The 26,255-nt window shown below is 62.7% G+C and carries 30 protein-coding genes; 13 read left to right on the top strand and 17 right to left on the bottom strand.

Annotated elements, in window-relative coordinates:
• Positions 1-31: 31 nt before the first annotated feature.
• Positions 32-550, bottom strand: a complete 519-nt coding sequence (locus AB7C87_RS20070; protein WP_369731287.1) for a nicotinamide-nucleotide adenylyltransferase — start codon at positions 548-550, stop codon at positions 32-34.
• 186 nt (positions 551-736) lie between these two features.
• Between AB7C87_RS20070 and lonB the strand changes: the two genes are divergently transcribed.
• From lonB to AB7C87_RS20055, 3 genes are read left to right on the top strand one after another with little or no spacing between them, the layout of a single operon-like run.
• Positions 737-2,953: an ATP-dependent protease LonB gene (gene lonB / locus AB7C87_RS20065; RefSeq protein WP_369731286.1), complete on the top strand. Its 2,217-nt coding sequence runs from the start codon at positions 737-739 to the stop codon at positions 2,951-2,953.
• Positions 2,954-3,958, top strand: a complete 1,005-nt coding sequence (locus AB7C87_RS20060) for a CPBP family intramembrane glutamic endopeptidase (protein WP_369731285.1) — start codon at positions 2,954-2,956, stop codon at positions 3,956-3,958.
• Positions 3,959-4,018: 60 nt separating this feature from the next.
• Entirely contained in the window at positions 4,019-4,363 is a 345-nt protein-coding gene (locus tag AB7C87_RS20055) for a hypothetical protein (protein WP_369731284.1), read from the top strand.
• Here AB7C87_RS20055 and AB7C87_RS20050 read toward each other — a convergent pair whose 3' ends face one another.
• Positions 4,364-5,035, bottom strand: a complete 672-nt coding sequence (locus AB7C87_RS20050; protein WP_369731283.1) for an HAD family hydrolase — start codon at positions 5,033-5,035, stop codon at positions 4,364-4,366.
• 141 nt (positions 5,036-5,176) lie between these two features.
• Here AB7C87_RS20050 and AB7C87_RS20045 point away from each other — a divergent pair, with 141 nt between their 5' ends.
• Entirely contained in the window at positions 5,177-5,968 is a 792-nt protein-coding gene (locus AB7C87_RS20045; protein ID WP_369731282.1) for an HFX_2341 family transcriptional regulator domain-containing protein, read from the top strand.
• A gap of 94 nt (positions 5,969-6,062) precedes the next feature.
• Here AB7C87_RS20045 and AB7C87_RS20040 read toward each other — a convergent pair whose 3' ends face one another.
• Entirely contained in the window at positions 6,063-6,653 is a 591-nt protein-coding gene (locus tag AB7C87_RS20040) for a hypothetical protein (RefSeq protein WP_369731281.1), read from the bottom strand.
• 138 nt (positions 6,654-6,791) lie between these two features.
• On the opposite strand from AB7C87_RS20040, the gene AB7C87_RS20035 reads away from it, so the two are divergent.
• Entirely contained in the window at positions 6,792-7,973 is a 1,182-nt protein-coding gene (locus AB7C87_RS20035) for a 3-dehydroquinate synthase II (protein WP_369731280.1), read from the top strand.
• A gap of 23 nt (positions 7,974-7,996) precedes the next feature.
• Here the strand turns inward: AB7C87_RS20035 and AB7C87_RS20030 are convergent, their stop codons facing one another.
• From AB7C87_RS20030 to AB7C87_RS20015, 4 genes are all read right to left on the bottom strand, one after another.
• Positions 7,997-8,467 (bottom strand): DUF7575 domain-containing protein, encoded by a 471-nt coding sequence (locus tag AB7C87_RS20030; protein WP_369731279.1) that lies wholly within the window; start codon positions 8,465-8,467, stop codon positions 7,997-7,999.
• Positions 8,468-8,493: 26 nt separating this feature from the next.
• Positions 8,494-9,264, bottom strand: coding sequence for a DUF8054 domain-containing protein (locus AB7C87_RS20025; RefSeq protein ID WP_369731278.1), 771 nt, complete (start codon positions 9,262-9,264; stop codon positions 8,494-8,496).
• A 93-nt stretch (positions 9,265-9,357) separates the two neighbouring features.
• Positions 9,358-10,038 carry a type I 3-dehydroquinate dehydratase gene (locus AB7C87_RS20020; protein WP_369731277.1) on the bottom strand — a complete coding sequence of 227 codons (681 nt, stop codon included), beginning with the start codon at positions 10,036-10,038 and terminating at the stop codon, positions 9,358-9,360.
• Positions 10,039-10,099: 61 nt separating this feature from the next.
• Positions 10,100-11,080 (bottom strand): transcription initiation factor IIB, encoded by a 981-nt coding sequence (locus AB7C87_RS20015; protein ID WP_369731276.1) that lies wholly within the window; start codon positions 11,078-11,080, stop codon positions 10,100-10,102.
• Positions 11,081-11,298: 218 nt separating this feature from the next.
• On the opposite strand from AB7C87_RS20015, the gene yjjX reads away from it, so the two are divergent.
• Together yjjX and AB7C87_RS20005 are read left to right on the top strand one after the other, a co-directional pair.
• The gene (yjjX, locus tag AB7C87_RS20010) at positions 11,299-11,820 is read left to right on the top strand and encodes an inosine/xanthosine triphosphatase (RefSeq protein ID WP_369731434.1); all 522 of its coding nucleotides are present in this window, start codon (positions 11,299-11,301) and stop codon (positions 11,818-11,820) included.
• Between the two features lie 248 nt (positions 11,821-12,068).
• Positions 12,069-12,302, top strand: a complete 234-nt coding sequence (locus AB7C87_RS20005) for a DUF7123 family protein (RefSeq protein WP_369731275.1) — start codon at positions 12,069-12,071, stop codon at positions 12,300-12,302.
• Positions 12,303-12,493: 191 nt separating this feature from the next.
• Here the strand turns inward: AB7C87_RS20005 and AB7C87_RS20000 are convergent, their stop codons facing one another.
• The 4 genes from AB7C87_RS20000 to AB7C87_RS19985 all read right to left on the bottom strand — a co-directional run bounded on the left by AB7C87_RS20000 (position 12,494) and on the right by AB7C87_RS19985 (position 16,525).
• Positions 12,494-13,117 carry a winged helix-turn-helix transcriptional regulator gene (locus tag AB7C87_RS20000; protein WP_369731274.1) on the bottom strand — a complete coding sequence of 208 codons (624 nt, stop codon included), beginning with the start codon at positions 13,115-13,117 and terminating at the stop codon, positions 12,494-12,496.
• An 83-nt stretch (positions 13,118-13,200) separates the two neighbouring features.
• Positions 13,201-14,343 carry an SPFH domain-containing protein gene (locus AB7C87_RS19995; protein WP_369731273.1) on the bottom strand — a complete coding sequence of 381 codons (1,143 nt, stop codon included), beginning with the start codon at positions 14,341-14,343 and terminating at the stop codon, positions 13,201-13,203.
• Between the two features lie 230 nt (positions 14,344-14,573).
• Positions 14,574-15,749, bottom strand: coding sequence for an SPFH domain-containing protein (locus tag AB7C87_RS19990; protein ID WP_369731272.1), 1,176 nt, complete (start codon positions 15,747-15,749; stop codon positions 14,574-14,576).
• Positions 15,750-15,910: 161 nt separating this feature from the next.
• Positions 15,911-16,525: an NfeD family protein gene (locus AB7C87_RS19985; protein WP_369731271.1), complete on the bottom strand. Its 615-nt coding sequence runs from the start codon at positions 16,523-16,525 to the stop codon at positions 15,911-15,913.
• A 175-nt stretch (positions 16,526-16,700) separates the two neighbouring features.
• Here AB7C87_RS19985 and AB7C87_RS19980 point away from each other — a divergent pair, with 175 nt between their 5' ends.
• Entirely contained in the window at positions 16,701-17,360 is a 660-nt protein-coding gene (locus AB7C87_RS19980; protein ID WP_369731270.1) for a hypothetical protein, read from the top strand.
• 126 nt (positions 17,361-17,486) lie between these two features.
• Here AB7C87_RS19980 and AB7C87_RS19975 read toward each other — a convergent pair whose 3' ends face one another.
• Complete coding sequence (locus AB7C87_RS19975) at positions 17,487-18,455, bottom strand: nucleotidyltransferase family protein (protein ID WP_369731269.1); 969 nt, start codon at positions 18,453-18,455, stop codon at positions 17,487-17,489.
• Positions 18,456-18,539: 84 nt separating this feature from the next.
• On the opposite strand from AB7C87_RS19975, the gene AB7C87_RS19970 reads away from it, so the two are divergent.
• From AB7C87_RS19970 to AB7C87_RS19955, 4 genes are all read left to right on the top strand, one after another.
• Positions 18,540-18,833: a transcriptional regulator gene (locus tag AB7C87_RS19970; RefSeq protein ID WP_369731268.1), complete on the top strand. Its 294-nt coding sequence runs from the start codon at positions 18,540-18,542 to the stop codon at positions 18,831-18,833.
• Positions 18,834-19,019: 186 nt separating this feature from the next.
• Positions 19,020-19,382 (top strand): DUF7344 domain-containing protein, encoded by a 363-nt coding sequence (locus AB7C87_RS19965; protein ID WP_369731267.1) that lies wholly within the window; start codon positions 19,020-19,022, stop codon positions 19,380-19,382.
• Between the two features lie 46 nt (positions 19,383-19,428).
• Positions 19,429-20,562: a saccharopine dehydrogenase family protein gene (locus tag AB7C87_RS19960; RefSeq protein WP_369731266.1), complete on the top strand. Its 1,134-nt coding sequence runs from the start codon at positions 19,429-19,431 to the stop codon at positions 20,560-20,562.
• Positions 20,563-20,702: 140 nt separating this feature from the next.
• Complete coding sequence (locus tag AB7C87_RS19955) at positions 20,703-21,344, top strand: LysE family translocator (protein ID WP_369731265.1); 642 nt, start codon at positions 20,703-20,705, stop codon at positions 21,342-21,344.
• A 284-nt stretch (positions 21,345-21,628) separates the two neighbouring features.
• On the opposite strand, the gene AB7C87_RS19950 is transcribed toward AB7C87_RS19955, so the two are convergent.
• A complete protein-coding gene (locus AB7C87_RS19950) occupies positions 21,629-21,775 on the bottom strand; it encodes a winged helix-turn-helix transcriptional regulator (RefSeq protein ID WP_369731264.1) in 147 nt (48 codons plus the stop codon).
• A 206-nt stretch (positions 21,776-21,981) separates the two neighbouring features.
• On the opposite strand from AB7C87_RS19950, the gene AB7C87_RS19945 reads away from it, so the two are divergent.
• Positions 21,982-22,278, top strand: coding sequence for a HalOD1 output domain-containing protein (locus AB7C87_RS19945; RefSeq protein WP_369731263.1), 297 nt, complete (start codon positions 21,982-21,984; stop codon positions 22,276-22,278).
• 311 nt (positions 22,279-22,589) lie between these two features.
• On the opposite strand, the gene AB7C87_RS19940 is transcribed toward AB7C87_RS19945, so the two are convergent.
• From AB7C87_RS19940 to AB7C87_RS19925, 4 genes are all read right to left on the bottom strand, one after another.
• Positions 22,590-23,504 carry an aminotransferase class IV gene (locus AB7C87_RS19940; RefSeq protein WP_369731262.1) on the bottom strand — a complete coding sequence of 305 codons (915 nt, stop codon included), beginning with the start codon at positions 23,502-23,504 and terminating at the stop codon, positions 22,590-22,592.
• Positions 23,505-23,821: 317 nt separating this feature from the next.
• The gene (locus tag AB7C87_RS19935) at positions 23,822-25,213 is read right to left on the bottom strand and encodes an FAD-binding oxidoreductase (RefSeq protein WP_369731261.1); all 1,392 of its coding nucleotides are present in this window, start codon (positions 25,211-25,213) and stop codon (positions 23,822-23,824) included.
• A gap of 286 nt (positions 25,214-25,499) precedes the next feature.
• On the bottom strand, positions 25,500-25,802 hold the full coding sequence (locus tag AB7C87_RS19930) for a hypothetical protein (RefSeq protein ID WP_369731260.1): 303 nt from the start codon (positions 25,800-25,802) through the stop codon (positions 25,500-25,502).
• 72 nt (positions 25,803-25,874) lie between these two features.
• Positions 25,875-26,255, bottom strand: coding sequence for a winged helix-turn-helix domain-containing protein (locus tag AB7C87_RS19925; RefSeq protein ID WP_369731259.1), 381 nt, complete (start codon positions 26,253-26,255; stop codon positions 25,875-25,877).

Below are 26,255 nucleotides of genomic sequence, written 5' to 3'. Positions count from 1 at the left end.
TCTTCCAGTCAGCCGTTTTACAACGGTCCGTCTACTCCCCGTTCGAATCGGAGTCGCTGACCATCTGGATGCGTTCGATGCCGCCGATTTCCTCGACGACCTCGGCGACAGCATCTGGAACCAGCGACTGCCAGTCGCCGCCGTGGATCATCCGCTGGCGGACCTCCGTTCCCTCGAGGACCTCGCGGTTGAACATCGGCGACTGGCGGATCTCGATGTTCGCCTCCCGAAACAGCTGGATGACCAACGGGTTGTTCGAGTAGGCGACGTCGAAATCGGGGCTCATGCTCTGGACGTGACTCACCCAGACGGAGTTGCGCTCTAGGTCCTCGATCGGAACCGCGTACGTTACGAGATCGGTGTCGACGAGCGACTTGGTGATCATCATGATCCGTTCGCCCGCGGTAAACGGATTCCGAACCGTATGCGAATCGTCGGCGCTCCCGATGCCGAGAACGAGTTCGTCGACGTCGTTGGCGATCTGTTCGACCATATTCCGATGCCCGTTGTGAAACGGTTGAAACCGGCCGATGTAGAACCCCCGCGTCATGCTGAACAGTGGTTTGCGGCGGCGCTTAAGCGTGGCGAGTTCGTCGCCGGCGAGAGGCGATCGCTAGGATTCTAGATCGGTCCCTTCGAGGCCGCTATGGCGCGTTTTCAACCATCGACACCATGCGCCGCATGGAGAAAGTATATCAGTCGCAATCCCTTCGAGACAGGTACTGAACAGAGTTCTATGAGTAACGATACGAACGTTGACGATCCTCCCGAAGACGCCCCTGACTCCTCTCCCAGCGAGGAGCAAGTCGTGGAGCAAGAACGCTCCGAGGAGCGTCGGGGAGATCGGTTGTCGCCCGAGGAGGAACTGGACGACGACCGGCGAGAGGATGTCGACGATCTCGAGGAGTCGACCGACGGGCTCCGTCCTGGCTCCGATCCAGATCCCGACGCCGGCGACGATCCCACGACGTCGGAGGACGAGATCGAGACCGTCGAAGATCTGGGAAGCACGGTCGAAGTCGATCCCGGCGTCGAGGTAGACGACGAGATCGCCGACGAGGACCTCCTCGGTGGACTGAAGATCGAATCGACGGCCGATATCGAGGTCCCCGACCGCCTCGTTGATCAGGTTATCGGTCAGGACGAGGCTCGAGACATCATCATCAAGGCGGCCAAACAACGGCGCCACGTCATGATGATCGGTTCGCCGGGGACGGGGAAGTCGATGCTCGCGAAGGCGATGAGTCAGCTTCTCCCACAGGAGGATCTCCAGGACGTTCTGGTCTATCACAACCCCGACGACGGTAACGAACCGAAGGTTCGGACCGTTCCCGCCGGCAAGGGTGAACAGATCATCGACGCCCACAAGGAGGAAGCGAGAAAGCGCAACCAGATGCGTTCGATCCTGATGTGGATCATCATCGCGATCATCATCGGCTACGCGATCCTCGCGATGAACATCCTCCTCGGGATCCTCGCGGCGGGTATCGTCTGGCTGATCTTCCGCTACACCTCCCGTGGCACCGACGCGATGGTGCCGAACATGATCGTCGACAACGGCGATCAGCGCACGGCGCCGTTCGAGGACGCCACCGGCGCTCACGCCGGTGCACTGCTGGGCGACGTCCGCCACGACCCCTTCCAGTCCGGCGGCATGGAGACGCCCAGCCACGACCGGGTCGAACCGGGTTCGATCCACAAGTCGAACAAAGGCGTGTTGTTCGTCGACGAGATCAACACGTTAGACGTCCGCACACAGCAGAAGCTGATGACGGCGATTCAGGAAGGCGAGTTCTCGATCACCGGCCAGTCCGAGCGCTCCTCGGGCGCGATGGTCCAGACCGAACCCGTCCCCTGTGACTTCGTCATGATCGCGGCGGGGAACCTCGATGCGATGGAGAACATGCACCCCGCGCTTCGCTCGCGCATCAAGGGGTACGGCTACGAGGTGTACATGGAGGACACCATCGAGGACACCCCCGAGATGCGCCGGAAGTACGCCCGCTTTATCGCCCAGGAGGTCGAACGCGACGGCCGACTTCCCCACTTCGAGCGCGAGGCCGTCGAGGAGCTCATCCTCGAGGCGAAACGTCGCGCCGGTCGAAAGGAACACCTCACGCTTCACTTCCGGAACCTCGGCGGGCTGGTCCGCGTCGCCGGCGACATCGCCCGCGCCGAAGACCGCGAGTTCACCACCCGCGAGGACGTCCTGCAGGCCAAAGAGCGCTCGCGATCGATCGAACAACAGCTGGCCGACGACTACATCGAACGGCGCAAGGACTACGAACTGCAGGTCACCGCAGACGGCGTCGAGGGTCGCGTCAACGGGCTGGCCGTCATGGGAGAGGACAGCGGAATCATGCTCCCCGTGATGGCAGAGATCGCCCCCGCACAGGGTGGCGGTCAGGTGATCGCCACCGGCAAGCTCAAGGAGATGGCCGAGGAGTCGGTCCAGAACGTCTCGGCGATCATCAAGAAGTTCTCCGACGTCGACCTCTCGGAGAAGGACATCCACATCCAGTTCGTCCAGGCCGGCCAACAGGGCGTCGATGGCGACTCCGCCTCCATTACGGTGGCAACCGCCGTCATCTCCGCCTTAGAGGACATCCCGGTCGACCAGTCGGTCGCGATGACCGGCTCGCTGTCGGTCCGCGGAGACGTCCTCCCCGTCGGCGGCGTCACGCACAAGATCGAAGCCGCCGCGAAGGCCGGCTGTTCGAAGGTCATCATCCCCAAGGCCAACGAACAGGACGTGATGATCGAAGACGAGTACGAGGAGATGGTCGAGATCATCCCCTGTGCGAACATCAGCGAAGTGTTAGACGTCGCCCTGATGGGCGAGCCGAAAAAGGACTCGCTGGTCGACCGGCTCAAGGCGATCACCGAATCGGCGTTCGACCAGGGCCAGGGCGCGGTCGGCTCGGCGAGCGGATCGAACCCGAGTCCCCAATAGATGCCCCAGTGGGTGACGTTCGTCGGAATCACGGGCGTCGTCCTCGTGTTGTTGCTCGTTCTTTCCTATCTCACCCAGTCGGCGTTTACCGACGGCGACGCCGACCACGCCGGTCTCGAGACCGACACCGACTCATCTCCGTCCGTCGACTACGACGATCCGCCGAACGACGCCGCTCTCGAGTCGGGCGACTCGAACGCTTCGACCGCCGGCGACGACCTCGCCCACGACGGTGATGACGCCGTTTCCGACGTATCATCCGACGACACTGCCGTCCACGACTCACCATTCGCCGGTGACGACGCCACCAGCACCGATCCGACCGGTAGGTCACCCAGTGGCGATCGTTACGAGCCGCGAGCAAGAACGCCGGCCGCCGACGGCGTCGATCCGGCGTCGCTTTCGACCGGCGCGCTTCTCGCCAACGTAGCGCTCTCCCAGGGGCTGTTCGCGCTCGTATTGCTCGGTGCGGTGCTCTATACGGGCATTCCGGCTGGTGCGCTCGGCGTCGAGTTCTCGTGGTCGTACGTCGAACAGGGAGTTCTCTTGGGGACGGTCGCGGGGATCGTCCTGTACGTCGCGAACGAACTCGGTGCGTCGTTCGCGACTCGATTCGGGTTCGATCACGACGAGCAGTTACGGGAACTGCTCGCGCCGGAGTCGACGCAGGGTTGGCTCGTCTTGCTCGTCGTCGTCTTGCCGATCATCGCCGTCTTCGAGGAACTGCTCTTTCGGGCGGCGTTGATCGGCGTCGTCTCGGCCGGCTTCGGCGTCTCGCCGTGGCTGCTGGCCGTCCTCTCTTCGGTCGCGTTCGCCGTCGGCCACGGCGTCCAGGGATCCGTCGGCATCATCGTCACCGGCCTCCTCGGGTTCGTCCTCGCGACGGTGTTCATCGTCACGGGGAGTTTCCTCGTCGTCGTGGTCGCCCACTACCTCATCAACGCCCTCGAGTTCGTCGTCCACGAACGATTCGAACTCGAGTGGGCGAGTGCTCTAGAGCGGTGAGGACAGCCGCGTAAACCGGATAGTCGTCTCATTCAAGAGGACGGACGACGACGAACACGTATGACCGGTCTCGACGAGGCTTCGGATACAGTGTATCGGGTGATCTTCTTCGGCATTATCCTCTACTTCGTCCTGTTTGGCTACGGCACGATGGCGGGCGAGGGACTGGCGATCCTCGCGGCACAGTTCGTCTTCGGCGTCGTCGCCATTGGTGTCGGGACACTTCTGTACTCCCAGGCGGAGAGTACGGAGCCGGCGATTCTCGGCGCGTCGATCTGTCTGATCGTCGGCGGTGCGCTCCAGTTTGCCTTCCTGCTCGCGCCGTTTCCGATCCTCGATCGGGCGTCGTCCGTCGCCGTCTTCGTCGGCATCGGCCTCTATATCCTCGCGATCTGGCTCGAGTGATCAGACGACCTGCTCGAAGAACTCGAGTGACGACAGTTCGTACGTCGGTTGCTGATCCCCGAACTGCCCGTTGCCGGTGTCGACCCACGCCGAGTCGAGCCCCATCGCGTTCGCCCCGGCGACGTCGGCGTGTAAGGAATCGCCGACGTGGATCGCGGCGTCGGGTTCGACGTCGAGTTTCGACAGCGCGTACTCGAAGGGGGCGGCGTCGGGTTTCGGGTAGATTCCCTCGCTCGGCTCGGTAAAGACTCGAACGTCGAAGGCGTCCTCGATTCCCAACGCGCGGAGTTTTTTCGTCTGGGTCGATCGTCCACCGTTCGTGATGAGGCCGACGTGGCCGCGTTCGCGTGCGTACTCGAGTGCCGCGACGGCGCCGGGTCGAAAGTCGACGGCCGTCGGGTCGCGCACCTCGAGATACCAGTCGGTCAGCCGGGAGGAGACCGCCGGGTCGACGTTCGCCCGATCAGCGACCTCGGCGAACAGATGTTCGTAGAACTCGCGATCCGTTTCGGCCGTCGGCAACGCCGGCACGGCCTCTCGCAGGTCGGACGGGGTACAGAACTGCTCGAGGCCGGCTCGTCGGAAGGTCCGCTCGAGCAGGGTCGACGCGTCCTGCGTGGGCTCACAGAGGGTGTTGTCGAGGTCGAAGTAGATCGCGTCGTAACCGGCCATCTATCCGGGGTTGGTACCCGACGCTTCTGAACGTTTCGACGGTTTCGCGGGAAAGGACTCGATATATACTCCGCTCGAATTCCGGGTACGTCACCGAGACGTTTCGGCAGGTGTTATTTCGATCGCGCCGGTTGTCGGTGTATGGACGTCGTCAAACGGGTACACGTCGCCCCCCTCGGCTACGAGTTCGATCGCATCGTCGAACCCATCCGGGAACAGCGAGCGGATCTCGTCTACCTCCTCGAGGACGACACAGCGGACGATCCACCGGTCTATCACGAGGGGCTCCTCGCCGAACTCGAGTCGACCGTTCCGGAAGTCAGGACGCGGACGTGTGACCTCTCGGACGTTTATGCTGTCCTCGGCGAGGTGACGACGATCGCATCGAATCACGCGGAAGACAACGTCTACGTCAACGTCTCCGGCGGCGGGACGATCCCGGCGATCGGTGCGACGATCGCGTGCATGGACGTCTCGACGGACGCACAGGCCTACTACGTCGAACCGGAGAGCTACGCTCACGACGGCACGATCGAACCGGCTTCAGCCGGACTCGAGGAGACGACGCCGATCCCGACGTACCCGATCGACTCGCCGACGACCGACCAGGTCGCGATCATGGCGTTTCTCGCCGACCCCACGGCCTGGGACGGCTTTCACGAGGATCGAACCGCACCGCCGAAAAAGAAGGATCTGATCGAGTACGCCCGGAAACGCGGCCTCTCGTTTATGGCCGATCGGCGACCGCCGGAAGAACGCGCAAGCGAGGACAAGGGCGCCTTCCGCGTCCTCGATACGCACGTTCTCGAACCGCTCCTTGAGGACGGTTGCGTGCGGATCGAACCGGTCGGTCGTCGTCGCGTCGTCGAACTCACCGAGCGCGGGGAGAACGCCTACCGGGCGTTCAGACACAAGCTCTCGGCGCTCGATTGAAACTAGTTATTCATCGCTCGCACGTTGGCGACCAGGACGACCGGCGCTGGCCGTCAGTTCCCGAGCGCGAGTGCATCGACGGAAACCGACCGCGCTATTCTCCGCGGACATCGTCGACGTCCGCGTACAGAAGCGTTCCGAGCCGTGCGAGTTCGAGGTCGGCCTCGAGCCGCTCGACGTGAGCCCGGAGTTCGTCCTCGTCGAGTCCACGTCGTTCGACGTCGTCGCCCGATTCGATCGACCGCTGTGTGCGGCCGATCAACCAGGGGGCGGCGTCGGCGAGGTACGATCCCGGTAACTCGAGTGCGTGGAGGCGGTCGCACTCGAGTGCGTCCAACAGTTCGTGTGCGACGATGAGCGTTCGGCGGAGGGCGCGAACGTCGTCGGCATCAGCGGGTGGGGTCAGGTAGCTCGCGATCGTCGCCTCGGCGTCGGCGACGCACTCGGGATCGACGCCGAAGGCGTCCGCCAGGCGCTCGTACGATAGCGGTTTGCGTCGGCTTCGCCGACTCGCGAGCCGACACGCCCCGAGGACGGACGCAGTTCGACCGTACTCGAGCGCCGCCAGGTCTCCCGCGCAGTCGAATGCGGCCCGGGCGACGTCGGCGACGTCCTCGGCCTCGAGGCGGCGAGCAACCTGCTCGATCGTCGGTGCGTCACCCGGCTCGACGTGGCGCTGACCCATACTTCCGAATTCGTTCGGCCCTGTATTATCTGCTACCAAGAAAGTAATTCAACTATCGATACTATTTCTACTATCGTTACAATACGGCGTCCTGTGCGATCCGCCACGTTCAAGCCACTGCCCTTCGACCGTCGAGATATGAGCCGATCCGTTTGGATTAAAGCCGACGACACCGTCGGCGACTGGGACGCCCGTCGAGCGCGGATCACCGCCGCGCTCGAGGCGGGCGCAGACTGGGTATTGGTCGACGAGGACGACGTCGAGCGAGTTCGCGAACTCGGCTCGATCGACGTCGCCGCGTTTCGAACCGACGGCGACGTAACGCTCGTCGACGACGCCGAGGACGACGGGGCCGCCGGCCCCGACCCCGACGCCGTCGTCGTCGGCAAGGAAGGCGAAGGCGACGCGACGATCGATCTCCCCGAGGACTTTTCCGGCTCTGCCGACCTCTCGACGCTTCGGCGCGACGACGACCTCGAGCGCGGTGCGTACGTCCGCATCCTCGGCAAGGAGTACGAAGCGTTCGCCGAAACCGCCGCACAGGAGGCCGATCACACGATCGTCATCGGCGACGACTGGACGATCATCCCCCTCGAGAACCTCATCGCCCGGATCGGCGAGGAGACGGACCTGATCGCGGGCGTGACGTCCGCGGAGGAGGCGAAGACGGCCTTCGAGACGCTCGAACTCGGCTCCGACGGCGTTCTGTTGGATTCGGACGATCCGGACGAGATCCGCGAGACGGTCGAGGTTCGCGACGCCGCCGAACGCGAGACGCTCGACCTCGACTACGCGGAAGTGATCGACGTCGAGGAGATCGGCAGTGCCGATCGCGTCTGTATCGATACCGGCAGTCTGCTCGAACACGACGAAGGGATGCTGATCGGTTCGATGAGTCGCGGGTTAGTGTTCGTCCACGCCGAAACCGCCGAGTCGCCGTACGTCGCCTCGCGGCCGTTCCGGGTCAACGCCGGTGCCGTCCACGCCTACGTCCGCACGCCCGACGGCGGCACGAAGTACCTCTCGGAGCTCAAAAGCGGCGACGAGGTCCAGGTCGTCGATACGAACGGCAACACCCGCGAGGCGATCGTCGGCCGGGTCAAAATCGAGAAACGGCCGATGTTCCGGGTCGCACTCGAGACCGACGACGGCGACCGGATCGAGACGCTCCTCCAGAACGCCGAGACGATCAAGGTCGCCGCCGGCGACGGCCGCAAGGCGGTCACCGAACTCGAGTCCGGCGACGAACTCCTGTTGTACTACGAGGATACGGCTCGCCACTTCGGGGAGCCCGTCGAGGAGAGCATCATCGAAAAATAACGGTTCCGTTCTCCGGTCGCCTGTCAACGATTCGCTTCTACCGGCTCAACGTCGGATTCGGTTTCGCCCGCGGAATCCGACTCGATCTCGTCCGGTTCGATCGGTTCGAGTCGGGTCGTACACCAGTGACAGAACGTCAGGTCTTCGTCGAGTTCTTTCCCGCACTCGGGACAGGTCGGTCCGTCTGCCGATTCGTTGCTCGCACCCGGGGGCAGTCCCATCGCGCGAAACGTCGCGTCTATCGCCGCGAACAGGACGATAAACGAGAGGACGAACTGTCCCATCGTATCGATCTCGTCGGCGACGAGTTCCATCCCTTCGCCGACGGATCCGATGGCGGTTACCTGATCGATCGATGGGAGAAAGATCACGATAGCGGAAAGATACAGGCCGGCGAACACCAGGGTTCTGAGCCAGTCCCTGATGAGGGCATGGCCTGCACCCGGCATGAGCACCGACAGGCCAGCGGCAGCCAGCGCACGGAGCCACGTCATGTGCATACGCTAGGGAAGCCGACTGGTTAACATTCCGATTCCGATGGCGGTCCGTGATCCCCGGGGTTCGACCACCGTGTGGTCTCCGAGACCGACGCGTTCTCCGCCGGGAGCGACGGTTCGCGAAACAGAATCGAGCCACATCGTTCGCACTCGACGCGGCGAGATCCCTCGAGCCGACTGCCGGTCGAAGCCGGCTCCCGAACGCCGCCGAGGGCCCCATCACAGTTCGGACAGCGGCGGGCGAACAGCCGAAGCGATCGCAACGCGAGACGCCGTTTTTCACCCGACAGCGAGCGCCAACGTGGCTCCGCGTCCGAGAGAATCGCACTCGCGGACAGATCCGCGAGCAACGCGGCCGCCGACGGCCAGCGACCGACGCGCGTTCGATCGTATCGTGCGACGAGGCCGTCCGGCGCCACCTTGAGGACGAGCCGATCCGCATCCAGACCGAGCGCCCGACTCAACTCCTCGAGGCGCGTTCCGTCCTCGCGAATTTCGACGGCGCGCTCGCGCCAGTCGCGTCGGAACGCCGGCTCGAGCGTCGGCGCCCCTGGAGTATCGAGGACCACCGCGAGCGATCGGATCAGGGCCTCCGCATCGGACGTCCCCTCGTTTCGTTTCGAGACGGCCCCGTCGTTCTCTCGTTTCAGCGTTGGGCCGTCGAGTGCCCACGCCGTGCTCGCGACACTGTTTTGCCGTTTCGAGGCAGTACCGTCTCCTGGCTTCGATTCGGTGTCCTCCCACGGGGTCGACCGGCCGACCAACGAGAGGGCGACAGAAACCGTTCGATACATGCGACGGCGATCCACCGACTCGCCCATTGGTATGCATCGGTTACCGCGGTCGAGAGCTGGCCGAATCGGCGATCGAACCCGTCGAAAACCGCTTCACTCGAGTTCGGAAACAAGCTGTGACAGCGTCTCGAGGTCGTACTGGCCGGGGGCGGTCGCCTCGGCGGGATCGACCGGCGCGTAGCCGATTTTCGAACCGTAGACCGGCGCGATCGCGCGCGTATGACTGCCCGCCTCACCCATTGCCATGGTCGCGACCGTCTGTCCCCCCGAACTGAGCAGGTGTGTGACGGCCAACACCGCGAGCGTGTCTGCACGCGTTTCGGCCGTCACCGCGAGTTTCCCGACGTCGGCGTGCTCACAGGCCTCGGTCAGCGTCTCGATCATCTCGATCTCGTCGGGCGTCCCCTCGAAATCGTGGGCCGACGCGACGACCGCGACGTCGCGCTCGCGGGCGGTCTCGAGGAGACCCTCGGCGTCGCCGGACCGACACGACTCGAGTTCGACGTCGATCGCACCGACGGCGTCGACCGCGGTCGCCTCGGCGAGCGCCTCGAGTCGCGCGCCGTCGTCGCCGACCCACCCGCCGCCTTCCCACTCCGGGCGATTCGTCGCGAGGATCGGCAACTCACCGTCGTAGGCTTCGAGCGCCGACAACGGCTCGTCCGCCAGGTCCATCCGGAACTCGACGGCGTCCGCGTATTCGCGAGCGGCTGGTTCCTCGGACAGGTCGGTGACTGCGGCGGTGAGAACGAACGAATCGAACTCTATACTCATCCCTATCGAAACTGACCTCCGCGGTCCGAAAAACTGTGTCGGTTACGACGCTTCGCCCGAATCAGGCGACGCCGAGGGTCTCCTCGGCCTCGAGGAGTTCGTGGTACCGGTTCCGGATCGTCACTTCCGAGATGTCAGCGACGTCGCTGACGGCGGCCTGGGTCGTCTTCTCGTTCGTGAGCAGGGCGGCGGCGTACACCGCGGCGGCCGCGAGGCCGACCGGCGACTTGCCCGAGTGGACGCCCTTCTCCTTGGCGTTTTGGAGCAGACCACGCGCGCGGTGTTCGGCCTCGTCGGAGAGATCGAGTCCCGAGGCGAATCGGGGGACGTAGCTCTCGGGGTCGGCCGGCTGGACCTCGAGTCCGAGTTCACGAACCACGTAGCGGTAGGTGCGGGCGATCTCGTTTTTCTCGACGCGGGAGACGTCGGCGATCTCGTCCAGACTGCGGGGGACGCCAGCCTGGCGGGCGGCGGCGTAGACGCATGCGGTGGAGACGCCCTCGATGGAGCGGCCGGGCAGGAGGTCCTCGTCGAGTGCGCGTCGGTAGATGACCGATGCGGTTTCACGGACGTTCGTTGGCAGACCGAGTGCGCTCGCCATCCGGTCGATTTCGCCAAGCGCCTGTTTCAGATTGCGTTCCTTGGAGTCCCGGGTTCGGAAGCGCTCGTTCCACTTGCGCAGACGTTGCATCTTCTCGCGCTGGCGTGAGCCAAGGGAGTTGCCGTAGGCGTCTTTGTTACGCCAGTCGATGTTCGTCGACAGTCCCTTGTCGTGCATCGTGTTCGTCGTGGGCGCGCCGACGCGGGACTTCTCGTTTTTCTCGGCGGCGTCGAAGGCGCGCCACTCGGGGCCGCGGTCGACAGAATCCTCCTCGACGACGAGGCCACACTCCTCGCAGACGGTCTCGCCGTGTTCGTCGTCGACGATGAGATTTCCGGAACACTCCGGGCAGGCGACGTCGTTCTGTTCGTTCTCCGTTTGTTCGTCGGTCGTTTCGTGTTCGCTACGCCGTACTCTCGTGTTCGATGGTGCGTTGGTCATACGATGGCATCGGCTGTCCGGACAACGTGTCGCAAAAGCCCGGACAGATTCGTTACCTACTGGGTTCAGAGACTCCGGATATAACGCTTACGAAATCATCCCCGATCACCGTCCGAAAACCGGTTATTCGGCGGAGTTGGTATGGGAAACCAAAACATTCAAGCGGTGAGTTCGATTCGAACCGAGGATTCCAAATGACGACCGCTCCAACGGCGAGTATGCACGTCGTCGTCGGCAGTGAGAATCCCGTCAAACGCGAGGCAACCACTCGAGCGCTCGAGCGGTTCGGGCCGGTCGTCCGTACGGTCTCCGTCGACTCCGGCGTCGACGAACAGCCACGATCAGTTGCGGAGACGATCACCGGCGCGGAAAACCGCGCTCGGCGCGCGCTCGAGGCTTGCGAGGCCGACTACGGGGTCGGTCTCGAGGGTGGCGCCGCCCGATTCGAGAACGCACCCGGACTCTTTCTCATCATGTGGGCCGCGGTGACCGACGGCGACCGACTCGAGCGTGCGAGCGGTCCGTCGATCCGCCTCCCCGACCCCGTCACCGAGCGAATCGCGGCCGGCGAGGAACTCGGGCCGGTGATGGACGACGTTCTCGGAACGGACGGCATCGCCGAGGGTGAGGGTGCAGTCGGCGCCCTCACCGGCGGAGTGGTCGACCGTTCGGACGCACTCGCGAGCGCGGTGACCTGCGCGTTCGGCCCGTTCCGAGCGGATCAGTACCGAGACTCGTGAGTTTCGAGCAGACCAGTGCCGAGTCTCGTGACCGCTCGTCCGCGGATTCCACCCATCTAACCCCTTTTTTCTCCCCGAAACGGTCATCGATTCCTGACTCTCGCCAGATTGGACGCATTAGCCGGCCGTACCAACTGATCGTTTCCTTCCGATTATTGTTCCATTACTACGGCACAAAATCGCCAGACTGCGGCCTGTTAACTGCACGTACCAAACCCCCTAAGGGTGTCCCAGTCGTCTCTGGAGACATGAGCACTGCAATGGCCCCCGACCTCACGAGCAAACAACGTCAGATTCTCCAGTACCTCCGGGAAAATGGCGCGACGAAGACGTACTTCAAATCGCGGCTCATCGGGCAGGAACTCGGCATGACGGCCAAAGAAGTCGGCTCCAACATCACGGCGCTCCAGCAGGGCGACTACGACGTCGAGATCGAGAAGTGGGGCTACTCCTCGAGCACCACGTGGAAGGTCAACGTCTAGTATCGCCGCCTGATACGGTCTGCTGTCAGTCATTTCCGTGCGACCGCAGGACGAGTCGCCGTTACACCGGTACATCGTTACAGCAGACCGTATGAGAGACCAACTCGCCTCGCACACGCCAGCCGCGTGAGAACACTGTGGGAAGCCAAAGCGTGGGTCCCAACGGATCGATCTGTCGCTCGTAGAAATCGTCACTCGTTTCCGTCGTACTCGAGAAGCTGATCGGCGTTCCGGGCCAATGTAGTCGAGCGTTCTCCGAACGAATCAGCGTGACGGACGACGAGCAACAGGATCGTCTCCGGCCGTTCGACCGCGTACCCGTCCTCTCGGGAGAGCAAGCCGGCGTCCTCGAGTTCGCCTGCGTACTTGCTGACCGTCGGTGGGGAAACCCCGAGCGACGTCGCCAGATCGCCGGCGGTCGCGTCGGGGTCGAGCAACAGTTCGATCAACATTCCGCGTGGGGTCTCTCGACGCAGGTATCCCAGGGCGTGTCTTTCGAACTCGTCGAACCGCCCCGCGAGGACGAACCGCTTGTAGTCGCCGTCCTCGTAGCTTTCGACTACGGCGTGGTCTTCGAGACGGCGGAGGTGGTGTTGGGTCTCTCCAGTCCCGAGCTGGAGGTCGTCCCGAATCTTCGAAAAGTGCGCGCCGGGCGTCGTCGAGAGATAGCCGACGATCGCATCACGCGCGTCGCTTTCACCCGTATCTGCGGATGCCGATTCGGCGAAACCGGCAAGCGGAGCGCCGGTGCCGATTGCGGCGAATCGGCGGAGGGTCGCTCGCTTCTCGTCGTCGACCCCGTCGGGCGTCGTCATAGCTACCTACTGCCCGAAAAGAGACCGTGGGTAAAACCGGTTTCGCTCCACTTCGTTCATCGAAACCTTAAACTCGCTGAATCTTAGGTGTCCGTTGGAACGTCCTCAAGTCGATCGTTCGATCCGTCGGCCTCCTCGATGACCGCTTCGGGGTCGGCGATCGACGCGGTCTGTTCCCCTTCCTTGATCGCCTGGGCTTCCTGTTCCATCGCCTCGACGTCCATCTCAGCTTCGTGATCGATCTCACCGATGATCTCGGCGATGTCGTCGAGTCCGATCAGTTCGCGGGTCTCGTCGTCGAAGCCGAGGCTCTCGAGTTGGTCGCCGTCTTCTTTGACGTCGCTTCCCGAGAGGTGTTTGCCGTAGCGCCCGACCATGGAGGTGAGTTCCTGGGGCATCACGAACGTCGTGGACTCGCTCTGGCCGATCTCGGTCAGGGCGTCCATCCCCTTGTCGATGACCGCGCGTTCGCCCATCGATTCGGCGGAACGAGCGCGCAGGACGGTCGAGATCGCATCACCCTGTGCCTCGAGGATCTGGCTCTGTTTTTCACCCTGGGCGCGGATGATCTCGCTCTGTTTGTCACCTTCGGCCTTCTCGACGGCACTGCGGCGTTCACCCTGGGCCTCCAGAATCATCGCGCGGCGCCGACGCTCGGCGGAGGTCTGTTTCTCCATCGCCTGCTGGACCTCCCGCGTCGGATTGACTTCGCGAACTTCGACGCTCTCGACGCGGATCCCCCACTCGTCGGTCGGCCCCTCGAGTTCGCGGCGAATTCGCCTGTTGATCTGTTCGCGCTTGTTCAGCGTTTCGTCGAGTTCCATGTCACCTATCACGGCACGCAGGGTGGTCTGGGAGAGGTTTACGACCGCCTTCTTGTAGTTGTCGACCTCGAGGAACGCCCGCTTGGCGTCCATCACCCTGATGTAGATGACTGCGTCGGCGGTCACCGGCGAGTTGTCTCGGGTGATCGCTTCCTGGCGCGGGACGTCTAACGTCTGCGTTCGCATATCGTAGCTGTAGGTCCGCGAGACGAATGGCGGGACGACGTTGAACCCCGGTTCGAGCAGTTTCCGGTACTCGCCGAGTACGGTCAACGCCTTTTTCTCGTAGGCGTAGACGATCACGACGGAGCTTCGGAGGACGGCGACGACGACGAGCAACACTAACAACGCGACGAACAACCCGACGGTCGGTGCGAGAAACTGAAGCGGGACGGGGGTCATAACCGTACAGCCGTCCGCTCCGACAATAAGTATTTCCTTCTGACACTTGTGGAAAGAACCACCCTCGACGGCTCCGCGCGCTCGAGCAGTTCACTCGATCGGATCTCACCTTTAAAATTAATCGCCACGGACCAAACGCGGCTTCACGCGGTCTGCTGTCCGTCAGTTCCATCGCAACCGCATCGTCGGTTGGGCCCGGTAAACCGGTACAGAAAACGGTCTCAGCGCGATCAGTCGCGTTGGGCGTCGTCGACGTCGCCGAGTGGCGCCTCGGAGCCGCCGTCGGTCTGTTGGAACTCCTGGTCCATCTCCTCGATCACTTCGTCGGGATCCGAAATCTTTGCCGGATCTTCACCTTCCTTGATCGCCTGGGCTTCCTGTTCCATCGCTTCGACGTCCATCTCGGCTTCCTGGTCGATCTCGCCGATGATCTCGGCGATGTCGTCGAGTCCGATCAGTTCGCGGGTCTCGTCGTCGAAGTCGAGACTCTCGAGTTGGTCGCCGTCTTCTTTGACGTCGCTTCCCGAGAGGTGTTTGCCGTAGCGCCCGACCATGGAGGTGAGTTCCTGGGGCATCACGAACGTCGTGGACTCGCTCTGGCCGATCTCGGTCAGGGCGTCCATCCCCTTGTCGATGACCGCGCGTTCGCCCATCGATTCGGCGGAACGAGCGCGCAGGACGGTCGAGATCGCATCACCCTGTGCCTCGAGGATCTGGCTCTGTTTTTCACCCTGGGCGCGGATGATCTCGCTCTGTTTGTCACCTTCGGCCTTCTCGACGGCACTGCGGCGTTCACCCTGGGCCTCCAGAATCATCGCGCGGCGTTTTCGCTCGGCGGAGGTCTGTTGTTCCATCGCGCGCTGGACGTCTTTCGAGGGGTTGACCTCGCGAACTTCGACGCTTTCGACGCGGATCCCCCACTCGTCGGTGGGTTCGTCGAGTTCGTGGCGGATTTTCGCGTTGATCTCCTGGCGTTTGTTCAGCGTGTCGTCGAGTTCCATGTCACCCAACACGGCACGCAGGGTGGTCTGGGCGAGGTTCGAGACTGCCTTCTTGTAGTTGTCGACCTCGAGGAACGCCTTCTTGGCGTCCATCACTTTGATGTAGACGACTGCGTCGGCGGTCACCGGCGAGTTGTCTCGGGTGATCGCTTCCTGGCGCGGGACGTCTAACGTCTGTGTCCGCATGTCGAACCGGTAGGTGTTCGAGACGAACGGCGGAACGAGGTTGAACCCCGGCTCGAGAAGCTTGCGGTACTCACCGAAGACGGTGAGTGCGCGCTTCTCGTATGCGTCGACGATTTCGACCGCGCTGAGTAACGCGGCGAGAACCACGACGAGAGCGAGCGCACCGAGGAATAACAGTGCACCGCCCAGTGCCTGCATGGGGAGCAGTTCTAGGACCATATATCGCCCTTATGCCGGTGACGGGAAAAGCGTTCCCTTATTTGACAGACATATTGGAACAGTAATGGATCGGAGACGGGCCGTCGACGAGGACAGTCGCCAAAAGTCGTTCGTTCCCTCGAACGTGTGGATACGAAGGCGTGTCGTCGCTCGAGAGGGGGTCAACTCGACTTCTCTGTTTCGCGTTCGGCCGTCGCGTCCGTCGACGCGTTCGTCGATTCGTCGGCGTCGGCGTTGGCATTGGCGTCGGCGGAGGAGGGTTCGGCCGCCGCATCTTTCGCGAGTGCACGATCGATATCGTCCTCACCGATCGAACCCAGGGATTCGACCGTGAGTACGTTTCCGCCGCCCGGGTCGAGAACGATGATTTCCTCGCCTTCCTCGATCGTTCCGCTGGTGGTTCGAGCGCTGTAGTACGGCGCGAACCCGCCTTCGTCGAGTTTCACCTCTCCATTTCGAGTCGTAACCGTCTCGGTGACGTATCCGGTCGTCCCCGCGAGCGAGCCTGAATCTTTCGTCTGTGGCGTTCCCTTGCCGCCGTAGAAGTCGAACTCGCGGTAGACGTACGTCGCGGCCAGTCCGATCAACAGTGTCAGCCCTGCGAGGACGAACGGGCTGAGTGGCCACGGGAAGAGGACGCCGATCAACCCCGCCCCTACGAGGGCGACGCCGATGACGATCAGGTGTGCGCCGGGCGATAAGGCCTCCAGCGCCATCAGTATGAGTCCCACCGACAGGAGCACCACCGGCATGTTATCGAGGAAGACCTCGAGCATGATTGAGGCTAAGGGCTCCCCCGGTTAAATGTTTATTGCGCCTCGGGGCCGTCACGATTTCAGCGCCCTCCGTGGAGAGCGAGGAGCCGACCTTCGCGACCGTGTGTGCGGTTCACTGACTCGAGCGTATTCTGCCATCCGGAATATTAATATAATTTGAATTTCACCAGTATATATGGATCTGACGCGCCGAACGATGTTGGGTGCTACTACCGCCCTCGCAGTGAGTACGCACGCTACGGCCGCTTCGTCCGGATCGGCGGAGATGGATGACGCTCGACCGTACGGTCACGGACCGTACGGGATGTCCGCTTATCCTGCGGCGGCACCCGATGTTCCAGAGCCGTCGCTGGCACTCGAACACGTCGTCTGGCGTTCCGGGAGGATCGACGGCCAGTTCGATGTCGTTGCAACCGTCGAAAACGATGGCGAGACGGCAACCGAGGGAGACGTTACCACCGCGGTGGTCGACGACGACGGTACCGTCGTCTACCGAAAAACGAAATCGCTCGAGGTCGACAGTGGAGGGAATGCCACGATCTCGTTCGAAGACATCCTGAGCGGCCTCTCCGAGGGAGAGTATATCTTTTCTGTTTCTTTGGATGGGGTCGATGATTACTTCGAGAGTCGGGTGAAAGTTACCGACAGCGGTTACGAGACTGACGACGAATCACCCGACGACAACGTCGATATGGAGTATCTCGTCGATCTCCGTGCTGGCGGCGACGGTAGAATAGGCGGTCCACAACTCGAACAAGCGATTATTGACTTTTTCGCCGACGAAATCGGTGGACCGACACTCGAGTCCGTCATTGTTGCGTTCTTTGAAGATTGACCGCCGTCTTCGATCGTGGCGACGATAATCGATAATTTCGCCGTGACGGTTATAATAATCGTCGAACTGGTTTACTGACCGCCCGAGTACGAGCGAAAGTCAATGACGGAACGAGACTACTATCAGCTACTGCCCGTTCGTAATCGTCGTGTGCGCGCCGATCAGCGCGCCCGCGAGGTCGAGGTCCTCGAGTCGCGTCCCTTCGTCGATGATCGATCGTCTGATGTCGCCGTTTTCGACGGTCGCGTCCGGGAAGATGACCGCGTGCTCGAGATTGGTTTCCTCGAGCGTGACGCCGTCCATCACGTGGACGTTCGCGCCGATCGTTGCGTTCTCGAGGGTCGCCGACTCGGCGACGAGTGACTCTCCGTCGAGGTGCCAGGCGACGGCGTCGAGATAGCTTTCGGGCGTACCGATATCGAACCACGCGCCCTCGAACGTGTAGGCGTAGGTCGGTTCACGGTTCTGGAGCCACTGGACGAACCAGCCCGGTTCGTCCGGGTTGTTCCCCTCCTCGAGGTAGGTGGGAAGCAAGGAGAGTGCATCCCGGGGGAACGCATAGCAGGCGATCGAGACGAGGGTACTCTTCGGATCGTCCGGCTTCTCCTGGAAGTCGACGACGCGTTCGCCCTCGAGTTCGACGAGCCCGTACGATTTGGCCTTTTCACGCGATCCGACGTCGTAGGCGGCGAGCGTCGGCGCGTCCGTCCGCTCGAAGTAGTCGAGAAAGTCGGATACGGCGAAGCTGATGAGGTTGTCTCCGGCGATCACGAGCAAGTCGTCGTCGATCCCCTCGCGGTCGATCAGCTGGGCGAGCGCACCGACGACGCCGAACTTGTCGTCTTCCTCGGTCGTCTCCTCGATCGAGAGTCGGGGCTTTTCGAACTCGCTGTCCGCGAGGTGAGACTCGAACTCGGCGGCGAAGCGTTCGTTCGTGCTGACGTACACCGCGTCGATCCGCTCGTCCGCCTCGAGTTCCGCAAAGATTCGGTCGACGACGGTCGAGTCGCCGATCGGGAGGAACATCTTGGGCCGATGTTTCGTGATCGGCCACATTCGGGTCGCGTACCCGCCCGCAAGCACGACGGCCTTCATGAAGTTAGGTTCGGGAGCGTGATGTAAGTTACTTCCCCTTTCGTGAACAGAACAGTCGTATACCTCCGCGCTCACTTCGTAGGTATGCGTGAAGCCGACGAAACGACGCGACAACGACTCGCCGACGCCCTGCGTCGAGAGGCGGCAACGCCGAGCGAACTCGCGGCGACGTTCGATCTGGTGCCACACGCCGTCGTCAACCACGTCGAACACGTTGCACGCTCGGTCGACGGCGGCGACGAACAGCTCCTCGTCGCACCCCCGACGTGTCGCGATTGTGGATTCGACGACTTCGATCAGCTACTCAATCTCCCGTCCCGGTGTCCGTCGTGTAAGAGCGAGTCGATCGCCGAGCCGACGTTTACGATCGAACAGTAATTGGATGCGAACACTCACGCGGGCCGTCATCTGTCCGAGCGATTCGACACTAATATTTACGTAGAGGGAGACGAACCAGTAGGATCTCTCGAACGGGTGTCGTCGCTCGCGGCTGGCTGACGACCGCCGATTTTCGCGTCCGTTTCCGGTCGTCCGGCATCCTGTTTGAGGGGTTGGAGAATACGAATGACTGCACCGTCTCACCCGACGTTCGATCGTACCGAGTTCGTACTCGCAGTCCTCGAGTGGCTCGAGGGCCAGGAGAACTCACCCGAAGCGGTCGACGAAAGCCTGGAGCTTCTCGCCGACGGGCGTCGTCGCTCGTTCGTCCGAGTCATGCAGACCTACGGGGAGTCGCTTACGCTACCGGACGCCGCCGAGGAGGTTGCCGTCCGCGAAACCGGGACGCCCGTACCGGAGCTATCGGCCGAACACGTCGCCGACGTCTACATCTCGTTGTACCACGACCACCTGCCACGGTTGGTCGACGCTGGCTTGCTCGAGTACGATCAGGAGCGCGATCTCGTCTCACCCGCGGCGATTTCGTGATCGGTGTCTGACGGAGCTTTATCACTGCGACCGACCAACGCCGGCTATGGTCTCTCTTCTGATCTACGGCTCGTACGGCTATACGGGGACGTTGATCACCCGCGAAGCCGTCTCGCGGGGGATGTCCCCGGTCGTCGCCGGTCGCGACGGGACGAAGGTAACACGGCAGGCCAACGAACTCGGCCTCGAGGGACGTGTCCTCGACCTCGAGACGAGCGATCTCGTCTCTCACCTCGAGGCGTTCGACGCCGTATTGAACTGCGCCGGCCCCTTCGTCGATACGGTCGATCCGCTGGTTTCGGCGTGTCTCGAAGCCGAAACGGACTACCTCGACGTCACCGGCGAGTTCCCGGTGTTCGAGCGACTGCGCCAGCGCGACCAGGACGCTCGAGCGGCCGGAGTGACGCTGTTGCCAGGAGTGGGGTTCGACGTCGTGCCGACGGACTGTCTCGCGGCGTTTCTCCACGAGCAACTGCCGTCGGCCGACCGGCTCGCGTTAGGCGTACGCGCCGACGCGTCGCCCTCGAGAGGGACCGCGCTGACCGTGCTCGAACTGGCCGGAGAACGCGGTGTCGTTCGACGAAACGGTCGGCTCGTCCAGGTCCCACCGGCGTTTCGAACCCGCGAGATCGACTTCGGTGACGGACCCGAACACGCCGCGACGATCCCGCTCGGGGACGTCGTCACCGCCCCCTGGCACACCGGGATCGAGTCGGTCGAGGTGTACGCCGCGATGCCCTCGGGAGCCTCGATGGCGATGCGGGCAACCGACCCGTTTCGCCGCGTGCTCGAGGTCGGTCCCGTTCGAGCCGCGTTACGCCACGGGATCGACGCCGTCGTGACGGGGCCCGGCGATCGACGGCTTCGCGAGGAGACCGTCAGCGTCTGGGGGGAAGTTATCGACCAGTCGGCGGAAGACGACGCGAGTCGTCGAGCGAGTGCGCGTCTCCGCACACCCAACGTCTACGCGCTCACCGCCGACGCCGCTGTGTCGGCTACTGAACGCCTCCTCGCGGGAACGAATCGATCCGGTTTCGATCCGGTTCCACCCGGGTTCCAGACGCCCGCCAGCGCGTTCGGCGCCGAGTTCGTCCTCGAACTCGAGGGAACCGACCGGGAACTCCTCGAGACGCCAGACCAGGACGATCCGGACCGGACGGCACTCGAGTCCGAGGGCTGACGATTGGATTGCGTCGTCGCTCGATGCTGGCCGGGCGTGCTTCCACGCTCGTCCATCGTTTCGTTTACGCCAACTCCGCGTCCGTCGTCGGCTGACGATCCGGTAAACTGGGAGGTGAACAAGACGGGTGTCGAATCGGTATGATCGACCCGACGGTACTCGCGCTCTATCTGGTCGCCGCGGGGGCGATGATCCTCTCTCCCGGGCCGGACACGATCTACGTCCTCACGCGGAGTTTCGGCGAGGGGAGTCGCGTCGGGTTCGCCTCGGCGGCCGGCACCAGCGCGGGAGTCGTGGTCCACACGCTCGGGGCGGTCGTCGGCCTCGCCGCGCTCTTTCGGGCCTCGAGTACCGCCTTCCTCGCCGTTACGTACCTCGGTGCGGCCTATCTCGTCTTCCTCGGCGTTCGTACGATCCGCGACGACGGGCTCGTCGTCGCCTCCGCCGAACGAGGGGATCCTGGGGCGACTGCGGCCGACTCGAGTTCGTCTCACCCGTTTCCGGAGGCGATCACCGTCAACGTCCTCAATCCGCAGGTGGCGCTGTTCTTTCTCGCGTTTCTCCCACAGTTCGTCGGTGATCGGCTGGTCGAACTCCAGCTATTGCTCTTAGGCGGGCTGTACGCGGTGCTCACCATGCTCTATCTCGGATCGGTGGCGCTCGCCGCCGGTCGACTGCGACGGTTGCTCGTGTCCCGCCCCCGCGTCGCCGACGGCGTTCGGTGGGCGTCCGGACTCGTGCTGGTCGCCCTCGGGCTTCGGTTGTTCCTGTTCGGCTCGTGAACTGCTCTGGATGCTGTTCGGAGTCGGCGGCCGCTGTCAACTGACGCTCTGAAGGTGCCTAACGCATCCGGGCAACTGGGGGTGGCGCTTCGAAATCCTCGCCAGTGATGGGTGCTAACGGTCGTGTTGAGTATACAGCGCGAATGCCACACGAGATTCGGCTCGATTTCGGAGTGTCAACCGCTCGACGGACCGTGGCTCTGTTGGTCCCGGACACCGACTGTCCCCCCCAACAGAGCTACACTGTCGTCCGAAACTGGTGCCCACACCGGAACGTCTCCAACCTACGGCCAGCCCGCTGGCAGTTCGTTCCGGTTTGCGATCATCAACTCGACGAGCGGTGCAATCTCGGCGATCGTGATGTTCCGAGCGTCTTTCTGGAGCAAGAACAGGATCCCGCGATCGACCTCGTCGATTGCGACTTGGTTCATGGGTTTGTACAGACCTGCTACCTGTATGAATCTTCGTCCGCGTTGTGCGGATCCACACCGGTGGTATCCCACACGGCGACGGTGGCGAGTTTGAGCTGATCAGACCACGAACAGGACTGTGAATTTTGCACATTCGGGGCGTATACTCGAGAAAAACGTCATATCCGGGGCAACATTAATGTCTTATCACAACCGTAGAGTCGGTAATGGATTCACACGTTCCGTCGTACCGGGTCGTTGAAACGGTGGCCCGGAAGGAGGGCGTCTCACCGACCGAGTTATCCCCACCCCTGTTTAGCGTCGTCGATCCGGATGCGCTTGACTCGCTCGTCCAGGCAGGTTCGGACTCGAACCCCGAAGAGGTGGAAATCGAGTTCACCTACCTGGATTACGTCGTTCAGATTCGCAACGATCCCACAGTGAGCATCTCGGTTCGTGATGGTGATGCATCGATGGACAATCCCGACTCTGTACCCGACCGGCGAGCAAGCTTCGAAGAGTGACCTCTCGGAACTCCGTCTTCTCATACGGTTTGGTGTAACGATGTACCGGTGTGACTGCAGGACGGGTCGCGGTCGCACCGGAACTGACTGACAGGAGACCGTATCAGGTGGGGACGGCTACGCAGAGCGAAGTCCCAACGAGTCCGTAATTGAACCCTGCCCAGCGCGGCCGCATACGGATTCCTGTCCCGATGTCCCGGCGGTGAGTCGAACCGGATGAGACGAGTCTTGGTGGAGGAGTGCAGCGAGTCCACGGTTGCAACCGTGACCCAGGCGGCGGTTGCGCTGGAACTGGCTAACAGTAAACCGTATCAGTAACAGGTCTCCTCGACGCGTTCGTCGTACAGCCTCGAGAGGCGATCCGTCACCGGGCCGCCACCGATCTCCGTCCCGTCGAGGCTCGCGACCGGCCGCAGTTCCCAGGTCCGGTTCGTGAGAAACGCCTCGTCGGCCTCGAGCACGCCCACGAGGTCGTACCGGCCCTCTCGAGTCGGGACGTCGGCCTCGGCGGCCAGCTCGAGGACGGTTTCGCGGGTGATCCCCGGGAGCACGTCGCAGTCGGTCGACGGCGTCAGGAGCGTTCCGTCCCGGACGAAAAACAGGTTACTCGTTGCCCCCTCGGCGACGTTCCCCTCGAGGTCGGACATGAGCGCTTCGTCGGGGAGGGCGTCGTCGGAGGTGGCCCCGTCGGTCTCGCGCTCGTCGGCCGTCGATCGAAGCTCCGTCCGCGCGAGGATTCCGTTGAGGTAGTTGTGGGTCTTCGCACCGGCCGGAATCGCCTCCTTGGGGACGCGGCGGGTGTCGACCGACCGGACGACCGCCGGTTCGTCCCAGACCGGTTCGCCCTCGAGCCCCCCGCGGGGGAGCGGTTTGACGTAGATCACGACCGTCGGATCGACCTCGGGGCGGGGCGTCAGCTTCCCGGGCTGGACGCCGCGGGTGATCGACAGCCGGACGTAGGCGTCCGCGAGGTCGTTCGCCGCGAGCGTCTCGTCGATCCGCGTTCTGAGGTCGTCCGCGGAGAGGCCGTACTCGAGCGAGAGTGCGGCGCAGGTACGCTCGAGGCGCTCGACGTGGGCGTCCCAGCGGAAGATCGATCCCCCGTAGGCCCGTATCGTCTCGAAGGCGGCGTCGCCGTACCGAAAGCCCCGGTCGTCGACGCTGACGGTCGCCTCGCTCGCGGGCTCGAGGTCGCCGTCGACGTGGTACAGTGGGTCGTCGGTCATGGATTCGGTCGGGATCGGTTCTACACGTTCGTCGCTCCCACGGTACTATCAAACCACTGCTCGAGTTACCGAGAGATAGTCGAGACGAGATGCGTCGTCGTGGGCGGCAGTATCGTCCGTCCGAGCGTCGCGTACCACCTCGCCTAGCGAACGCGCCCGCACCGGTCGACGGGTGTGGAGAACTGGCATCACGACATAGACCATTAGAGGGCTACTTTTGTCGAATATGATTGTGATGGCAAAAGGGGGTGAATACGAGACCCAACGTTGGCCGAATCAGTTGAAATGCGGAGGGTGAGAAACGCTGAGAATACGTCTCAATCGGCCGGTTCGATATTCTGGTTCACGTGGAAGACGTTATCCGGATCGTACTTGGCCTTGATCTCTTGCAGTCGCTCGTAGTTGTCACCGTAGGTGGCCCGAATCCGATCTGGGCCCTCTTCCATCATGAAGTTGAGGTACGATGCGCCCGCCGAATGGGGGTGTAACGCTTCCCAGTAGTTACGGGCCCATTCGGTGATCCGCTCGCGGTTGGCCGGGTCTCGGTCGACGCCAGCGATGACCATCGACCAGGTCGCGTCACGGTAGTTCCACGCGGTTTCGTCCTCGGCGACATCGTGGACGGCACCGTCGATCGGATAGAGGTGCATGGTCGACTGTGCTGTCGGCACCTCCGCGAAGCGTTGGTGTTCAGCTACGATGTCGTCGGTTATCTCGCGAACGAAGTCTCCTTTCCAGTACCATTGGTCGCCAGCTGGGTAGAGATCGTCGAACATGCTCTGGAGCGCTGGATAGGGGATCGGCCCGACGTGCTCGAACAACGGCTCAGCGACGTCACGCGCCGGTTGAACGACGGTATCGGCTTCGTCTTCCGGCCCCGTGTAACACCACAGTAACCCGCAAACGTTCTCCCCGTGGATCGCTTCCGGGAAGGGCTCGCCCGGTACTTCGGCCGTCAGGTAGAACGCGTAGACGTCTTCTGGAGCCTGTGGAAGCCACTCGCGGTACCAGCGCAATGTCTCGTCCAGCTTCTCGATCGGCCAGAGCATCGGTCCAGCGATCACCGTCTCGACGGGATGTAATTGGAACTCGAAGGAGGTGACGACGCCGAAGTTGCCACCACCGCCGCGCAGTGCCCAGAACAGGTCCGCGTTCTCGTCTTCGCTTGCATGGACGAGCCGGCCGTCGGCCAGCACGACGTCCGCACTTCGCAGATTGTCGATCGTCAATCCATATTTACGGGTCAGATAGCCGTGGCCACCACCGAGGGTCAAGCCGCCAACGCCGGTCGTGGAGACGACGCCGCTGACCGTCGCCAGCCCGAACGCATGGGTGGCGTGATCGACATCGCCCCAGGTGCATCCGGCTTCGACGCGCACGGACTTCGCGTCGGGATTCACACGGATACCCGTCATTGCCGACAGATCGATGACCAACCCGTCGTCGACGAGAGCCAATCCCGGCCCGCTGTGACCGCCGCTGCGAATCGCAATCTCGTAGTCGTGTTCCTGCGCGAACGTCACGGATGCGATCACATCCGCGATATCGGTACACTGAGCGATCAGTCCGGGCCGCTTGTCGATCATCCCGTTATAAATCGCTCGAGCGTCGTCAAAGGCCTCGTCGCTGGGTCGAATCAGTTTCCCTCGATGTGTCTCTTGTAATCGTTCGATTGCTGCCACACCGCTGTCTCTTGGTGACGTTGCCATTTTCTGACCTCCTACGCCCCATCAAGACCCCCTGAGTCCCGACTCCGTGTTAGTGAGCGCTAGTCCTCGTAGGACGAGTGTGACGTTATACGTTACCATGTAGCAATGTCTGTGAAGATCGGCCGTTGGAACGCGCTGTAATTCTTCGACAGTCCCGTCTGGGAACCGAATCTCGACCTTCCAATTGGTGGCGCTCGGCCGACTCATACGGTTTGCTGTACCGATTTACCGGTGCGACCGCAGGACGGGTCGCGGTCGCACCGGAAATGACTGACAGCAAACCGTATCACTCCCGTAGAGACACGGTAACTGTCACTCGGACAATGAGCCGGTCTTTTTCATCGACATCCTTCGCTAGGTCGTACCGGTACTCGACGTCTTCCACCTCGAATTTCTTCTCGGAATCGTACTCGAGACCGTCATCGTTGACGCCGTCGATCTCACCGAGCGAGACGGCACACCCGACGTCCGGAATCGCAACCGGGTCCTTCTCGAAGAACTGCGCTTCCAGTTCGCCGGTAGCGCTGTTCAGAAACTGGAGGATGTGATACGCCGGGCTGAATCCCTTCTCGAGGTCTCGTTCGATCATCAGCTATCGACCATCCCGACCGCTCTGGCTACAGTACGCACGCTCTCGATATCGTCGTCGGAATCGTCCTTCTCACTGGCCGACGTTTCGATCGTCGACAGTAACTTTTCGACGGCGTCGTCGCCGGTTGCGTTGTCGACGAGATCCGGCTCGAACCGGACCAGTTCCGTGTGAGCCAGCCAGCACCTCCACGATTTCGCTCTCCGTGTTGAGCGTGTAGACCGCGTGGCCGTCCCGGTACTCGGTTTCGACGATGTCGAACGACTCGAGGACGTCCTTGTTCCGGCTGAACGTCGACTCGTCGATCCCGGCGAGTTTCGAAATGTCGGCCGCCGTCAGTTCGACGCCCGGCCGTCGAAGCAGGACGTCCAGCACGCGAACCCGACCTTCGGTCTCGAGGAGGCGTACAAACGCCGAGTTGTCGGTGTACGACCGTGGACGTTGGTCACTCAT

Source organism: Natrarchaeobius versutus (assembly GCF_041205745.1).
In the GTDB taxonomy this organism is placed as follows: domain Archaea; phylum Halobacteriota; class Halobacteria; order Halobacteriales; family Natrialbaceae; genus Natrarchaeobius; species Natrarchaeobius versutus.
This window is presented reverse-complemented; position numbering and strand designations above follow the sequence as displayed.

Coding starts and splice junctions, on each gene's coding strand:
- lonB (WP_369731286.1), top strand. CDS start 737: ATGAGTAACGATACGAACGTTGACGATCCTCCCGAAGACGCCCCTGAC.
- AB7C87_RS20035 (WP_369731280.1), top strand. CDS start 6,792: ATGAGCCGATCCGTTTGGATTAAAGCCGACGACACCGTCGGCGACTGG.
- AB7C87_RS19930 (WP_369731260.1), bottom strand. CDS start 25,802: ATGATCGAACGAGACCTCGAGAAGGGATTCAGCCCGGCGTATCACATC.
- AB7C87_RS19965 (WP_369731267.1), top strand. CDS start 19,020: ATGACTGCACCGTCTCACCCGACGTTCGATCGTACCGAGTTCGTACTC.
- AB7C87_RS19975 (WP_369731269.1), bottom strand. CDS start 18,455: ATGAAGGCCGTCGTGCTTGCGGGCGGGTACGCGACCCGAATGTGGCCG.
- AB7C87_RS20000 (WP_369731274.1), bottom strand. CDS start 13,117: ATGACGACGCCCGACGGGGTCGACGACGAGAAGCGAGCGACCCTCCGC.
- AB7C87_RS20025 (WP_369731278.1), bottom strand. CDS start 9,264: ATGTATCGAACGGTTTCTGTCGCCCTCTCGTTGGTCGGCCGGTCGACC.
- AB7C87_RS20040 (WP_369731281.1), bottom strand. CDS start 6,653: ATGGGTCAGCGCCACGTCGAGCCGGGTGACGCACCGACGATCGAGCAG.
- AB7C87_RS20055 (WP_369731284.1), top strand. CDS start 4,019: ATGACCGGTCTCGACGAGGCTTCGGATACAGTGTATCGGGTGATCTTC.
- AB7C87_RS20005 (WP_369731275.1), top strand. CDS start 12,069: ATGAGCACTGCAATGGCCCCCGACCTCACGAGCAAACAACGTCAGATT.
- AB7C87_RS19925 (WP_369731259.1), bottom strand. CDS start 26,255: ATGAGTGACCAACGTCCACGGTCGTACACCGACAACTCGGCGTTTGTA.
- yjjX (WP_369731434.1), top strand. CDS start 11,299: ATGCACGTCGTCGTCGGCAGTGAGAATCCCGTCAAACGCGAGGCAACC.
- AB7C87_RS19935 (WP_369731261.1), bottom strand. CDS start 25,213: ATGGCAACGTCACCAAGAGACAGCGGTGTGGCAGCAATCGAACGATTA.
- AB7C87_RS20015 (WP_369731276.1), bottom strand. CDS start 11,080: ATGACCAACGCACCATCGAACACGAGAGTACGGCGTAGCGAACACGAA.
- AB7C87_RS19940 (WP_369731262.1), bottom strand. CDS start 23,504: ATGACCGACGACCCACTGTACCACGTCGACGGCGACCTCGAGCCCGCG.
- AB7C87_RS20050 (WP_369731283.1), bottom strand. CDS start 5,035: ATGGCCGGTTACGACGCGATCTACTTCGACCTCGACAACACCCTCTGT.
- AB7C87_RS19990 (WP_369731272.1), bottom strand. CDS start 15,749: ATGGTCCTAGAACTGCTCCCCATGCAGGCACTGGGCGGTGCACTGTTA.
- AB7C87_RS19985 (WP_369731271.1), bottom strand. CDS start 16,525: ATGCTCGAGGTCTTCCTCGATAACATGCCGGTGGTGCTCCTGTCGGTG.
- AB7C87_RS19945 (WP_369731263.1), top strand. CDS start 21,982: ATGGATTCACACGTTCCGTCGTACCGGGTCGTTGAAACGGTGGCCCGG.
- AB7C87_RS19950 (WP_369731264.1), bottom strand. CDS start 21,775: ATGAACCAAGTCGCAATCGACGAGGTCGATCGCGGGATCCTGTTCTTG.
- AB7C87_RS19980 (WP_369731270.1), top strand. CDS start 16,701: ATGGATCTGACGCGCCGAACGATGTTGGGTGCTACTACCGCCCTCGCA.
- AB7C87_RS19960 (WP_369731266.1), top strand. CDS start 19,429: ATGGTCTCTCTTCTGATCTACGGCTCGTACGGCTATACGGGGACGTTG.
- AB7C87_RS20045 (WP_369731282.1), top strand. CDS start 5,177: ATGGACGTCGTCAAACGGGTACACGTCGCCCCCCTCGGCTACGAGTTC.
- AB7C87_RS20060 (WP_369731285.1), top strand. CDS start 2,954: ATGCCCCAGTGGGTGACGTTCGTCGGAATCACGGGCGTCGTCCTCGTG.
- AB7C87_RS19955 (WP_369731265.1), top strand. CDS start 20,703: ATGATCGACCCGACGGTACTCGCGCTCTATCTGGTCGCCGCGGGGGCG.
- AB7C87_RS20030 (WP_369731279.1), bottom strand. CDS start 8,467: ATGACGTGGCTCCGTGCGCTGGCTGCCGCTGGCCTGTCGGTGCTCATG.
- AB7C87_RS19970 (WP_369731268.1), top strand. CDS start 18,540: ATGCGTGAAGCCGACGAAACGACGCGACAACGACTCGCCGACGCCCTG.
- AB7C87_RS19995 (WP_369731273.1), bottom strand. CDS start 14,343: ATGACCCCCGTCCCGCTTCAGTTTCTCGCACCGACCGTCGGGTTGTTC.
- AB7C87_RS20020 (WP_369731277.1), bottom strand. CDS start 10,038: ATGAGTATAGAGTTCGATTCGTTCGTTCTCACCGCCGCAGTCACCGAC.
- AB7C87_RS20070 (WP_369731287.1), bottom strand. CDS start 550: ATGACGCGGGGGTTCTACATCGGCCGGTTTCAACCGTTTCACAACGGG.